We start from the raw sequence: 13,992 nt of genomic DNA, 5'->3' as shown, positions 1-13,992 counted from the left end.
CATATATACGGCGCGATCCGCGCGGCGTACAGACCATGATGAGGAGGATAACCGGGTGACAGCATCACTGATCTTACCCCCTGAACAATCTGCAAGCTGTGCTTATTTTTTTGATCTCGATGGAACACTGGCTGAGATCAAACCTTATCCAGACCAGGTCGTTGTCCCCCAGACAATCCTGCAGTTATTACATCAGTTGGCGACGCATAATGCGGGTGCGCTGGCATTGATTTCAGGGCGCTCGATGGTCGAGCTTGACGCGCTTACCACTCCCTTTCGTTTTCCGCTCGCCGGAGTGCATGGGGCAGAGCGCCGTGACATCAATGGTCAAACTCATATAGTGCGCCTGGCTGCGGCAATAGAACGCGAAGCAGGAGAGTTATTAAGTACCGCCTTGGCGACGATGCCGGGTACAACGCTTGAAGCAAAAGGGATGGCGTTCGCACTGCACTATCGCCAGGCCCCGGAACATGAAGCGGCGCTAATTAATCTGGCTGAGCGTATTACGCACAGATGGCCGCAGTTGGCTTTACAGCACGGAAAATGCGTTGTGGAGATAAAACCAAAGGGTACGAACAAAGGCGACGCAATTGCCGCATTTATGCAGGAAGCACCTTTTGCCGGACGGATCCCCGTTTTTTTTGGTGACGATTTGACGGACGAAACAGGATTTGGCGTGGTTAATCGCGCTGGGGGCATTTCCGTGAAGGTGGGGAATGGAGCGACGCAGGCGACATGGCGTCTGGATGGCGTGAGTGATGTCTGGCACTGGCTGGAACAAATTAACTCTTCGCAGAAAGAATCGAAAGCAACGAATAACAGAAGAGGTGGCTATGAGTCGTTTAGTCGTAGTATCTAATCGTATCGCCTCACCCGATGACAAAGGGAGCGCAGGTGGGCTTGCCGTCGGTGTGCTTGGCGCGTTGAAGGCTGCTGGTGGCCTGTGGTTTGGCTGGAGTGGCGACACGGGTAATGAGGACAAACCATTAAAAAAAGTCACGCGTGGCAACATTACCTGGGCTTCGTTTAATTTGAGTGAACAGGATTACGAAGAGTATTACTGCCAGTTTTCCAATGCGGTTTTATGGCCTGCATTTCATTATCGCCTCGATTTGGTGCAGTTTCAGCGTCCTGCATGGGAGGGCTATCAGCGGGTGAATGCCTTGCTGGTAGATAAACTGCTGCCGCTGCTCAACGATGACGACATAATCTGGGTTCATGATTACCATCTGTTGCCGTTTGCCAGCGAACTGCGTAAACGCGGCGTGAATAACCGTATCGGTTTTTTCCTGCACATCCCTTTTCCGACGCCGGAAATTTTTAATGCCTTACCCCCACATCAGATGCTACTTGAGCAGATGTGTGATTTTGATTTACTCGGTTTCCAGACCGAGAACGATCGTCAGGCTTTTCTGGATTGTCTGGCAGCCCAGACTCAGGTAACCACTCAGAGCGAGCAGCACCACCGTGCATGGGGAAAAGCGTTTCGTACCCAGGTCTATCCCATCGGTATTGAGCCGGATGAGATCGCCCGTCAGGCTTCCGGACCTTTGCCGCCGAAGCTGGCGCAACTGAAAGCAGAACTTAAAAATGTGCAGAATATCTTCTCCGTTGAGCGTCTGGATTATTCTAAAGGTTTGCCGGAGCGCTTTCAGGCCTATGAGGCTCTGCTGGAACACTATCCGCAGCACCACGGTAAAATTCGCTACACCCAGATAGCGCCAACTTCGCGTGAAGAGGTGCAGGCCTACCAGGATATTCGGCACCAACTGGAGACTGAAGCGGGGAGGATTAACGGTAAATATGGGCAGTTGGGCTGGACGCCGCTCTATTATCTGAACCAGTACTTTGATCGTAAATTGCTGATGAAAATCTTCCGCTACTCTGATGTAGGGCTGGTGACGCCGCTGCGAGATGGTATGAACCTGGTCGCGAAAGAATTCGTGGCCGCGCAGGATCCTGCCAACCCCGGCGTGCTGGTGTTATCGCAATTTGCCGGGGCCGCGAATGAGCTAACTGCCGCGCTTATTGTTAATCCTTATGACCGCGACGAAGTGGCTGGCGCATTAAACCAGGCTCTGACGATGCCGCTTTCTGAGCGTATCTCCCGCCACGCTGAGATGCTCGAAACTATCATTAAAAACGATATCGATAACTGGCAGGCGAGGTTCATTTGCGATCTGGAAAAAGTCATCCCACGTCAGAGTAAACAGCCATTGCCAGACAACGTTTCTCCCTGCACTAAACTGGCGTAACGCTCAGTAAACGCAGGTCAATCTCCAGCCAGTGGAACCAGCAGAACATCCACGTGGCTGGCACCGATCACGCTTTTTGCTGAGCAGGACGCGCGCGAAAAGAAGCTGTGGTTATGGTTGCCATAAATGACCAGATCGACCGCGTGTTTACGGCATACATCCAGAATATGTTCATTCAGTGCCCCATAGGTAATAAAGGTATGCTCAATGGGGTACTGTGCTTCTTTGCTGAGCTTGTCGATAAAATCCTGAGTCTCCTCTTGCATCACTTCACGCAGGTCCTCCAGCATAGGTGCTGCAAACTGATTATACAGTTCAGGGTCTGAGACCAGGGTTATCAGGCTAATACGAGCGTTGACAGGGCGAGCGATTGAAACCGCCTTGGCTAACAACTGCTGGCTTTCAGGGGTGGCGGCAACGGCCACAAGAATGTGTGTATAGCTCATAACTCGCTCCTTTTTTCAAGAATTATGAGAGGGTTTCTCAGCATTGCTCGGCTTACTCCATACTGCAACGTTTCCTTCCTGGATAGTGTGAATGTCATCATGCTTATTCATTAATTATTCTTATAAATAGAATAATTGCGTCATATAACTTGTAAATACGTTCAGCTTACTTAAGTAAAACTCACCGCTAATGAAAACAATGTGTTAATTAAAAATTAACATAAGTTAACATTTAACGGGTTATCACTACCCGGTATTAATTAATCACCCTTAATGTTTAAGTCATTGTTTATAAAGGATTTAATCAAAATAGTGTTTTACATTAAATATGTGATCAAGCTCGCTATTTCACAAGGTGATATTAACGTTTATGAACAAAATACTATTCGCTTTTATTGCAAGAATATTCGTATGTCAGGAATTGAAATGGCGAACTTGAGATTAAAAAATAAGCAAAGTAAAAGCTGTGCTGATGGATTTATGTTAAGTGTTTAGCTGGTTTATGTGATCTATGTCACATATTCTTCAAATTCGCAGCATAGCTACGTTGTATGTGTAACGGGCGGCGGGTAGAGTTGCGTCGAATTAGGAAAAATCTTAGACATTTGTAAGAATTGATGTGAGCTTGTAAGGGGCGCGGCTTTCTGAAAAGGGAATGTTTAGACAACGCGTAAGTGCCGTCACGCTGCTATGTATTTGACCTTTTGCTTTTTTTTACCGGGCCTTCCCGGCGACATCACGGGGTGCGGTTTCACCGCATGAAAACAATGTTGGTTATTATGGATGCAAATAATGCATACATCCGAGTTGCTGAAACACATCTATGACATCAATTTGTCATATTTATTGCTTGCACAGCGTTTGATCGTTCAGGACAAAGCATCTGCGATGTTTCGCCTTGGTATCAGCGAAGAAATGGCGGACACGTTGGCAACATTAACACTTCCACAAATGGTCAAACTGGCTGAAACAAACCAACTGGTCTGTCATTTCCGTTTCGACGATCACCAGACCGTTACTCGCCTGACGCAAGACTCCCGCGTTGACGATCTTCAGCAAATTCATACCGGTATCATGCTTTCAACGCGACTGTTAAGCGACATCGATGAAGCAGCGCGCAAGAAAAGGGCTTGATGATGAGCGAAAAAAGCATTGTTCAGGAAGCGCGTGATATCCAGCTAGCGATGGAATTAATCACATTGGGCGCCCGTTTGCAAATGCTGGAAAGCGAAACGCAATTAAGCCGTGGCCGACTTATCAAGCTGTATAAAGAATTACGCGGCAGCCCTCCGCCAAAAGGGATGCTGCCTTTCTCCACCGACTGGTTTATGACGTGGGAACAAAACATTCATGCTTCGATGTTTTGCAACGCATGGCAATTCCTGCTCAAAACTGGTTTGTGCAGCGGCGTGGATGCCGTGATCAAAGCGTATCGTTTATACCTTGAGCAGTGCCCGCAGCCAGAAGAAGGGCCACTGCTGGCGTTAACTCGCGCATGGACGTTGGTGCGTTTTGTCGACAGCGGATTGCTGGAGTTGTCCCGATGCAATTGCTGCGGTGGGAATTTTATTACCCACGCTCACCAACCTGCAGGCAGCTTTGCCTGCAGTTTATGCCAACCGCCATCACGCGCCGTAAAAAGACGTAAACTTTCCCAGAATGCTGCCGATATTATTCCACAACTGCTGGATGAACAGATCGAACAGGCTGTTTAACTGATACGGTGTGGACAAACACTCCAGCAGCGGTAAGCAATTACCGCTGCTTTTTTTTGTCCTGACCTTGAGTTAACTGCCCGACTGCGCATCCTGTCATAGTCAATTGCGAAAGGATGATGTCGTGCTTATCTTATTAGGTTACCTGGTTGTTATTGGTACAGTTTTCGGCGGTTACATGATGACCGGCGGACACCTTGGGGCACTCTATCAACCGGCTGAGCTGGTGATTATCGGTGGCGCGGGTATTGGGGCATTCATCGTCGGCAATAACGGGAAAGCCATTAAGGGGACGATGAAAGCCATCCCGATGCTTTTTCGTCGTTCAAAATACACCAAAGCGATGTATATGGATCTGCTGGCGCTGTTGTATCGCCTGATGGCCAAGTCACGTCAGCAGGGCATGTTCTCGCTTGAACGCGATATCGAAAACCCCAAAGAGAGTGAAATTTTCGCCAGCTATCCGCGCATTCTTGCTGATGCCGTGATGCTTGATTTCATTGTCGATTATCTGCGTCTGATCATCAGCGGCAACATGAACACGTTTGAAATTGAAGCGCTGATGGATGAAGAGATTGAGACGCACGAAAGTGAGGCCGAAGTCCCGGCCAACAGTCTGGCGATGGTGGGGGATTCATTACCGGCGTTCGGGATCGTGGCGGCGGTCATGGGGGTTGTCCATGCGCTGGCTTCTGCCGATCGTCCGGCGGCTGAACTGGGTTCGCTGATTGCACATGCCATGGTAGGGACATTCCTCGGTATTTTACTGGCCTATGGATTTATTTCTCCGCTTGCCAGCGTTCTGCGCCAGAAAAGCGCTGAAACCACCAAAATGATGCAGTGTGTGAAGATAACTCTGCTCTCCAATCTGAATGGTTACGCGCCGCCAATTGCCGTCGAATTTGGTCGTAAGACTCTGTATTCCAGCGAACGTCCATCGTTTATCGAACTGGAAGAGCATGTTCGTGCGGTGAGAAATCCAACTGCGCAGCAGACGACCGAGGACGCATGAAAAATCAGGCCCATCCCATTATCGTTGTAAAGCGACGCAAGCATAAAGGTCACGGTGGTGGGGCGCATGGTTCGTGGAAAATCGCCTACGCCGATTTTATGACCGCGATGATGGCCTTCTTTCTGGTGATGTGGCTCATTTCCATCTCTAGCCCTAAAGAATTGATCCAGATTGCCGAATATTTCCGTACGCCGCTGGCTACTGCGGTAACCGGGGGAAATCGTATTTCGAATAGCCAAAGTCCCATTCCAGGCGGCGGGGATGATTACACCCAGCAGCAGGGAGAGGTGAACAAGCAGCCGAATATCGATGATCTGAGAAAACGCATGGAACAAAGCCGCTTGAGCAAACTTCGCGGCGATCTCGATCAGTTGATTGAATCTGACCCCAAACTGCGTGCGCTGCGCCCGCATTTGAAAATTGATTTAGTTCAGGAAGGGCTGCGGATACAGATTATCGACAGTCAGAATCGCCCGATGTTTAAAACCGGTAGCGCTGAGGTGGAACCGTATATGCGCGATATCCTGCGAGCCATAGCGCCAGTGCTTAACGGCATTCCTAATCGAATCAGCCTCTCCGGCCATACGGATGATTACCCTTACGCCAATGGTGAAAAAGGGTATAGCAACTGGGAGTTGTCCGCCGATCGCGCTAACGCGTCGCGTCGCGAACTGGTTAGCGGCGGTCTGGATGATGGAAAAGTATTACGTGTGGTAGGTATGGCCGCCACGATGCGTCTGAGCGATCGCGGTCCTGAAGACGCTATCAACCGCCGTATTAGCCTGCTGGTTCTCAATAAGCAGGCGGAAGAGGCCATTTTGCATGAAAACGCTGAAAGCCAGAATGAGCCGGTAAGTGTCTTACAACAGCCAGCGGAACTCCCGCCGGCAAGCGTTCCCACATCGCCACCAGCCAATCCGAGGTGATAGCGTGAGCATGGATATAAGCGATTTTTATCAAACATTTTTTGATGAAGCTGACGAACTGTTGGCTGACATGGAGCAACACCTGCTTGATTTGGTTCCTGAAGCCCCGGATTCCGAACAGCTGAATGCAATTTTTCGTGCTGCGCACTCGATAAAAGGCGGGGCGGGCACTTTCGGCTTTACCATTTTGCAGGAAACGACCCATCTGATGGAAAACCTGCTGGATGAAGCGCGGCGTGGCGAGATGCAGCTCAATGCCGACATTATCAACCTGTTTTTGGAAACGAAAGATATTATGCAGGAACAGCTCGACGCCTATAAAAACTCAGAGGAGCCGGATGCCGCCAGCTTTGAGTACATTTGTAATGCGTTACGACAGTTAGCGCTCGAAGCGAAAGGTGAAACCGCACCGGCAGTCGTCAACACCGCAAAACTGAGCGTTGTTGACAGCGCTGCAATGCAGGAAGAGGCGGTTGCACAGCCTGAGTCCGCAAGCGAAGAGAGCAAGAAACGCATTATTCTCACGCGCCTGAAAGCCAATGAAGTGGATTTACTGGAAGAGGAGCTGGGGAACCTGGCGACCTTAACCGATGTGGTGAAAGGGAGCGACACGTTGTCAGCAACGCTTGATGGCAACCTCGCAGAAGATGACATCATCGCGGTGCTGTGCTTTGTGATTGAAGCTGATCAGATTGAATTCGAAACCGTCAGCGCAGCGCCCGCAGCCGTTGAAGCTGAAGCTGAAGCTGAAGCTGAAGCAGAAACGGTAGCCGTTGTCGCGAAGCCGCAGCCGGTTGCCGTTGCGCCAGCGGCAAAAGCCGCCGCCAGTGAAGCGCCAAACGGACGCGCGGAACGCGACAAACCCGCCCGCGCCAGCGAGTCGACCAGCATCCGCGTAGCGGTTGAGAAGGTCGATCAGCTCATTAACCTGGTCGGTGAGTTGGTCATCACCCAGTCTATGTTGGCACAACGTTCTAACGAACTGGATCCCGTCAATCATGGCGATCTCATCACCAGTATGGGTCAGTTACAACGTAACGCCCGCGACTTGCAAGAGTCGGTGATGTCGATTCGTATGATGCCCATGGAGTACGTGTTCAGCCGTTTTCCGCGTCTGGTGCGCGACCTGGCCGGTAAGCTGGGTAAACAGGTCGAACTGACACAGGTGGGAAGCTCAACCGAACTCGACAAGAGCCTGATTGAACGCATCATCGATCCGTTGACGCACCTGGTGCGTAACAGCCTCGATCACGGTATTGAACTGCCGGAAAAACGCCTTGAAGCCGGGAAAAGCCCAATCGGTAATCTGACGCTTTCCGCGGAGCACCAGGGCGGGAATATCTGTATTGAAGTCACCGATGATGGCGCCGGTCTGAACCGTGAACGAATCCTCGCCAAAGCTATCTCCCAGGGGATGCCGATCCACGAAAACATGAGCGATGACGAAGTCGGTATGCTGATCTTCGCTCCGGGCTTCTCGACTGCTGAACAGGTGACGGATGTCTCTGGCCGCGGCGTGGGTATGGATGTGGTGAAGCGAAATATCCAGGAGATGGGGGGCCATGTTGAGATCCAGTCCAAACAGGGACAGGGGACGACTATCCGAATTCTGCTGCCGCTGACGCTGGCGATCCTCGACGGCATGTCCGTGCGCGTGGCCGACGAAGTCTTTATTCTGCCGCTGAATGCCGTTATGGAATCACTGCAACCGCGCGAAGAAGATCTCCATCCGCTGGCCGGAGGAGAGCGCGTGCTGGAAGTGCGTGGCGAATATTTACCGCTGGTTGAGCTGTGGAAAGTCTTTGAGGTTGAAGGCGCAAAAACCGAAGCGACTCAAGGTATTGTGGTGATTTTGCAAAGTGCAGGGCGTCGTTACGCGCTGCTGGTCGATCAGTTAATTGGTCAACACCAGGTGGTCGTCAAAAACCTGGAAAGCAACTACCGCAAAGTGCCAGGTATTTCTGCAGCAACGATCCTCGGCGACGGCAGCGTCGCGCTGATTGTCGATGTCTCTGCATTGCAGGGATTAAACCGCGAACAACGTGTGGCGATCACAGCCGCCTGATTGAGTGAGAAGGGAATAATATGACCGGTATGAGTAATGTAACTAAACTGGCCGGCGAACCGTCAGGTCAGGAATTCCTCGTGTTCACACTGGGGGATGAAGAGTACGGTATCGATATCCTGAAAGTGCAGGAAATCCGTGGGTACGATCAGGTGACGCGTATTGCTAACACGCCTGCGTTTATCAAAGGTGTCACCAATCTGCGCGGTGTGATTGTGCCGATTGTTGACCTGCGCGTGAAGTTTAGCCAGAGCGATGTGGACTACAACGAAAACACCGTGGTGATTGTGTTGAATCTGGGCCAGCGGGTGGTCGGGATTGTAGTGGATGGCGTCTCGGATGTGCTGTCGCTGACAACGGATCAAATCCGTCCGGCACCGGAATTTGCCGTAACGCTGTCGACGGAATACCTGACGGGACTGGGGGCGCTGGGTGACCGGATGCTGATTCTGGTTAATATTGAGAAGCTGCTCAATAGCGAAGAAATGGCGCTGCTGGATATTGCCGCCAGTCACGTCGCGTAACCGCTATACCGTATCCGGCCTACAATGATTGCGGTTGTAGGCCGGATACGCGTAGCGCATCCGGCAGATTTCCCCTTACGCTTCCCGCTCAACCAGCTCCGGTTCTTCTTCCAGTAAACCTTCATCTTGTGCCAGCATCGCCGTTGCAATCCCGTTACCTAATACGTTGATTGCTGAACGTCCCATATCCAGGAAGTGGTCAATACCCATCAGTAACAGAATCCCGGCAACCGGAATATTAAAGCTCGGAATGGTTGCTGCCAGCACCACCAGCGCAGAACGCGGCACGCCGGCAATCCCTTTTGACGCCAGCATCAGCGTCAGCATCAGGACGGTGATTTCTGCAAAGGAGAGGTGAATGTTATAGGCCTGCGCGATAAACATCGAGGCAAATGAACAGTAAACCATCGAGCCGACCAGGTTAAATGAATAACCGATAGGCAATACAAATGACACGATGTTGGGCGAGCAACCAAATTTGGTTAATTGCTCCAGCGTTTTCGGATAGGCGGCTTCCGAGCTGCTGGTAGTAAATGCGACCAGAACCGGATCTTTCAGCATGCTTACCAGACGAAAAACCTCTTTTTTCAGCATGACATAACCGACTGCCAGCAGAACCAGGCAGGTCAGCAAAATAGCCACATAGTAGCCGCCGATGAACGACGCATAGTTAAGCAGGATCCCCAAACCCTGGGTGGAGATAACGGAGGAAATGGCGGCGAAAATGGCCAGCGGCGCAACGTACATCACGTAGCCAGTCACCTTCAGCATAATGTGGGAGACCACATCCAGCGCGGCAACCAGCGGGGCATTGAATTTCTCACCAAGGGATGCGCCACCAATACCGAAGAACATCGAGAACACCACAATTTGCAGGATCTCATTGTTGGCCATCGCCTCGGCTATGCTGGTTGGGATGGTGTGAGTCAGGAAACCTTTCAGGCTCATGCCGCTCACGGCCAGGCCGGTATCAGTGGCTTCCAGCGGGATCGCCAGGTTCAGGCCGCTGCCGGGTTGCTCAAGAGAAACCACAAACAGACCGACCAGAATAGACAGTATGGAAGAGCTGATAAACCAGATCATCGCTTTGCCGCCTACGCGCCCGATGGTGGACGTTTCTCCCAGGCGCATAATACCGACGGTCAGGGTGCTGAATACTAAAGGTGCGATCACCATTTTAATCAGGCGCAAAAAGATGTCGGTGAGAAGCGTAATATTATCGGCCCAGGCGGTCACTACGCCGGGGGCGGCATAAGAGTGGATCACCGCCCCTGACAGGATCCCCGCCAACATGAAGATCACGATAAACAACGTGAGTTTGTTTGCATTTGCCACTAAAAAGCCCTCAGTAAGGATTTAACATTTATTGTTCGGTTACTCATTTTTTATATTTATTAATTGGTAACTAAGTATTCATCATATAAATTGAATTAAAGCGCCAGCTGATACAACTTTTTTTAATTTTTTATCCATTTTGTTGTGGTGCAGAGGATATGTATTTGTGATCCTGGTCACGAAATAATGACTATTTCATCCAATATGACCGCGCCCACAGATAAATTTGAATGTTATTCACATGATAATTGTGACGTTTTTATGTGAATGATTTGTGGTTGCCGTACACCCGTCTTCCCCTCCTTCCGCGAGGCTTCACGTCCCTTCAGGATTTCCTTTTCGCAAACGTAAAGTTATCTCAGCGACTGCCGATAACGTTGATAACTCGTTTTCAGGAAGGTGCCTTATGTTTAACCGTATCCGCGTTGTCACAATGCTGATGATGGTGCTGGGGGTTTTCGCACTGCTACAGCTTGTTTCCGGTGGTCTGTTGTTTTCTTCATTGCAGCAGAATCAGCAAAGTTTTGTTATTTCTAACGATCTTCGACAGCAGCAAAGTGAACTCACCTCAACATGGGATCTGATGCTGCAAACACGTATCAATTTAAGCCGTTCTTCTGCACGCATGATGATGGACGCGTCCAACCAGCAAAGCAGCGCGAAAAACGATCTGCTGAAGAATGCGAAAGCATCGTTGGCGCAGGCCGAAACACATTACGCAAAATTTAAAAACATCACACCGTTACCCGAGATGGCAGAAGCCAGCGGCAACGTTGAGGAGAAATATCAGCAGTACCATGCGGCCTTAACCGAACTGGTTCAGTTTCTGGAGAACGGCAATATGGACGCCTATTTCGCGCAACCGACTCAGGGAATGCAAAACGCGCTCGGTGAGGCGCTGGGCAAGTACGCCAGCGTTAGCGAAAAACTTTACGCTCAGGCATTCGATAAAAGTGCGCGGGATTACCACTTCGCCCAATGGCAGCTTGGCGTGCTGGCCGTAGTGCTGGTGCTGATTCTGGTGGTGGTGTGGTACGGCATCCGCCATACCCTGCTTAATCCTCTGTCTCGCGTCATTGCCCATATTCGGGAAATCGCCAGCGGTAACCTGACCGCGACCCTGGCCGTCAGCGGTCGTAATGAAATCGGCGAGCTGGCCAGTACGGTTGATCATATGCAGCGCTCGCTGACGGAAACCGTCACCCTGGTGCGTGAAGGTTCTGATGCGATTTATTCCGGGACCAGCGAAATTGCCAGCGGGAACACCGACCTTTCATCTCGTACTGAACAGCAGGCCTCTGCGCTGGAAGAGACCGCAGCCAGCATGGAACAGTTGACCGCAACCGTGAAGCAAAATGCGGACAACGCGCGTCAGGCCTCGCAACTGGCGAAAAGCGCCTCCGATACCGCACAGCATGGCGGCAAAGTGGTTGATAGCGTGGTGAACACCATGCACGAAATCGCCGATAGCTCGAGAAAATCGCCGACATCATCAGCGTTATTGATGGTATTGCTTTTCAGACCAACATTCTCGCACTGAACGCGGCGGTTGAAGCGGCGCGTGCCGGTGAACAAGGCCGTGGCTTTGCTGTGGTTGCGGGCGAAGTGCGTAATCTGGCAAGTCGCAGTGCGCAGGCAGCGAAAGAGATCAAAGCGTTGATTGAGGATTCGGTTTCCCGAGTGGATACCGGGTCCGTATTGGTAGAAAGCGCAGGCGAAACGATGAACGACATCGTAAATGCCGTAACGCGGGTGACCGACATTATGGGCGAGATTGCCTCGGCCTCCGACGAGCAAAGCCGGGGGATTGATCAGGTGGCGCTCGCGGTATCCGAGATGGATCGCGTTACGCAGCAGAACGCCTCGTTGGTACAGGAATCGGCTGCCGCTGCCGCTGCTCTTGAAGAACAGGCCAGCCGCCTGACGCAGTCGGTGTCGACTTTCCGCCTTGCGTCACGTCCGGCGTCGGCTAAGCCACGCGATACACGATTACCTGCAACGGCGGCCGCATCCTATCCGCGCCAGAACAATGAACAAGATACGAATTGGGAAACATTTTGACTGATAGTTAAACCGCGGCCAGTGCCGCCCAATGGGAGCGTTGATGTTTAATCGTATTCGAATTTCGACCACGCTGTTTTTGATTTTAATCCTCTGCGGTGTTTTGCAGATTGGCAGTAATGGCTTGTCCTTCTGGGCATTTCGGGACGGTTTTCAGAACCTGAATCAGGTCGAACGAAGTAATCAGCAACGCGCTGCGCTGGCCCAAACCCGCGCTGTGTTATTACAGGCCAGTACGGCCCTTAATAAGGCAGGGACGCTGACCGCCCTGAGCTATCCGCCAGAGGATATCAACACGCTGATGACCCTCGCACGTGATAGCCTGGCGCAGTCTGAATTGATGTTTAAACGCTTTATGGTGACATCGGATACGACGGCACAAGGAAAGGCGCTGTTTGGCGCAACGGAGAAAAGTTTCAGCCAGTGGCACAGCGCTCTTGCGCATCAGGCCACCTGGCTTGAAAACAATCAGTTGTCAGATTTTCTGACCGCGCCGGTGCAGGCTGCTCAGGATGCTTTTGATGCAAATGTGAATGCGTGGCAGAGCAACATCGATCGCGTGTTGCAAACGGCAGGAGAGCAGAGCCAGCGAAATTACCATATGTCGGGGGTGATTTTCGCCACCATGGTGGTACTGGCGGCACTGCTCACCAGCGGTGCGCTGTACTGGTCGCGCAAGATGATTGTCCAGCCGCTGGCTATCGTGGGCAGTCATTTCGACAGCATTGCCGCGGGTAATCTGGCCCGGCCGGTAGCGGTTTATGGGCGCAATGAGATCTCAGCCATTTTTGCCAGTCTGAAGAAGATGCAGCAGGCACTGCGTGAAACGGTAAGCGAAGTACGCCAGGGCAGCTCAGCCATGCATAGCGGTATTTCAGAAATCGCGATGGGCAATAACGATTTGTCTTCGCGCACTGAACAGCAGGCGGCCGCGCTGGCGCAAACGGCAGCCAGCATGGAACAACTGACCGCAACCGTAGGACAGAATGCGGATAACGCGCGCCAGGCGTCAGGAATTGCCAAAAGTGCGGCAGATACAGCGCATAAAGGCGGCGAACAGACGTCCCGGGTCGCCAGCACCATGCATGAGATTTCCGCGAGCTCGCAGAAAATTGGCGACATCATCGGCGTGATTGACAGCATTGCCTTTCAGACCAACATCCTCGCGCTGAATGCTGCGGTTGAGGCCGCTCGCGCGGGTGAGCAGGGGCGTGGTTTTGCCGTGGTTGCTGGCGAAGTACGCAATCTGGCAAGCCGTAGCGCACAGGCGGCGAAAGAAATTAAGGGGCTCATTGAGGAGTCTGTCACCCGGGTGCATCAGGGCTCGCAGTTGGTTGATATGGCAGCGCGCACCATGACGGAAATTGTCAGCTCGGTTACCCGGGTTAACGACATCATGGGCGAGATTGCCTCTGCGTCTGATGAACAGCGCAAAGGCATCGAGCAGGTGGCGCAGGCCGTCAGCCAGATGGACTCCGTGACGCAGCAAAACGCCGGGCTGGTGGAAGAAGCCGCATCCGCCACCGGACAACTTGCCATGCAGGCCGATAATCTTTCTGCCTGTGTCGCATTTTTTAAGCTTGAAGAGCAAACCGTAGCAAAACAAGAATTGGCGCAGCCGCAGGTTGTGCCCGTTGTATCCTGAATGTGATT

General features: G+C 51.7%; 11 protein-coding genes and 1 pseudogene. 10 read left to right on the top strand and 2 right to left on the bottom strand.

The features are described 5' to 3' along the window. Positions 1–55 precede the first annotated feature (55 nt). Both otsB and otsA read left to right on the top strand, forming a co-directional pair. Positions 56–859, top strand: coding sequence for a trehalose-phosphatase (gene otsB / locus B9P82_RS24695; RefSeq protein ID WP_101701142.1), 804 nt, complete (start codon positions 56–58; stop codon positions 857–859). Next, complete coding sequence (gene otsA, locus B9P82_RS24690; RefSeq protein ID WP_101701141.1) at positions 834–2,255, top strand: alpha,alpha-trehalose-phosphate synthase; 1,422 nt, start codon at positions 834–836, stop codon at positions 2,253–2,255. Before otsB ends, otsA begins: the two co-directional genes overlap by 26 nt. 17 nt (positions 2,256–2,272) lie before the next feature. On the opposite strand, the gene uspC is transcribed toward otsA, so the two are convergent. Continuing rightward, positions 2,273–2,701 (bottom strand): universal stress protein UspC, encoded by a 429-nt coding sequence (gene uspC / locus B9P82_RS24685; protein ID WP_016153445.1) that lies wholly within the window; start codon positions 2,699–2,701, stop codon positions 2,273–2,275. 792 nt (positions 2,702–3,493) lie between these two features. On the opposite strand from uspC, the gene flhD reads away from it, so the two are divergent. The 6 genes from flhD (at position 3,494) to cheW (ending at position 8,943) form a co-directional block, all read left to right on the top strand. Continuing rightward, complete coding sequence (flhD, locus tag B9P82_RS24675; RefSeq protein WP_016153444.1) at positions 3,494–3,835, top strand: flagellar transcriptional regulator FlhD; 342 nt, start codon at positions 3,494–3,496, stop codon at positions 3,833–3,835. Beyond that, positions 3,832–4,416: a flagellar transcriptional regulator FlhC gene (flhC, locus tag B9P82_RS24670; RefSeq protein WP_085951062.1), complete on the top strand. Its 585-nt coding sequence runs from the start codon at positions 3,832–3,834 to the stop codon at positions 4,414–4,416. Before flhD ends, flhC begins: the two co-directional genes overlap by 4 nt. Before the next feature lie 124 nt (positions 4,417–4,540). Then, positions 4,541–5,428, top strand: coding sequence for a flagellar motor stator protein MotA (gene motA, locus B9P82_RS24665; protein ID WP_016153442.1), 888 nt, complete (start codon positions 4,541–4,543; stop codon positions 5,426–5,428). Beyond that, the gene (gene motB, locus B9P82_RS24660; protein WP_016153441.1) at positions 5,425–6,354 is read left to right on the top strand and encodes a flagellar motor protein MotB; all 930 of its coding nucleotides are present in this window, start codon (positions 5,425–5,427) and stop codon (positions 6,352–6,354) included. Before motA ends, motB begins: the two co-directional genes overlap by 4 nt. 4 nt (positions 6,355–6,358) lie before the next feature. Beyond that, positions 6,359–8,419, top strand: coding sequence for a chemotaxis protein CheA (gene cheA / locus B9P82_RS24655; RefSeq protein WP_101701140.1), 2,061 nt, complete (start codon positions 6,359–6,361; stop codon positions 8,417–8,419). A 20-nt stretch (positions 8,420–8,439) separates the two neighbouring features. Beyond that, positions 8,440–8,943, top strand: a complete 504-nt coding sequence (gene cheW / locus B9P82_RS24650) for a chemotaxis protein CheW (protein WP_003034638.1) — start codon at positions 8,440–8,442, stop codon at positions 8,941–8,943. Positions 8,944–9,018: 75 nt separating this feature from the next. On the opposite strand, the gene B9P82_RS24645 is transcribed toward cheW, so the two are convergent. After that, positions 9,019–10,278, bottom strand: coding sequence for a dicarboxylate/amino acid:cation symporter (locus B9P82_RS24645; protein ID WP_016153439.1), 1,260 nt, complete (start codon positions 10,276–10,278; stop codon positions 9,019–9,021). 406 nt (positions 10,279–10,684) lie between these two features. Here B9P82_RS24645 and tar point away from each other — a divergent pair. Next, positions 10,685–12,339: pseudogene (gene tar / locus B9P82_RS24640) on the top strand (methyl-accepting chemotaxis protein II). A 43-nt stretch (positions 12,340–12,382) separates the two neighbouring features. Continuing rightward, positions 12,383–13,984, top strand: coding sequence for a methyl-accepting chemotaxis protein IV (gene tap / locus B9P82_RS24635; protein WP_101701139.1), 1,602 nt, complete (start codon positions 12,383–12,385; stop codon positions 13,982–13,984). The last annotated feature ends 8 nt before the right edge of the window (positions 13,985–13,992 follow it).

It is taken from the genome of Citrobacter sp. L55 (assembly GCF_002850715.1).
GTDB lineage: Bacteria > Pseudomonadota > Gammaproteobacteria > Enterobacterales > Enterobacteriaceae > Citrobacter > Citrobacter braakii.
The sequence above is the reverse complement of the archived record's forward strand: the minus strand, read 5'-3'. Positions and strand labels throughout refer to the sequence as shown.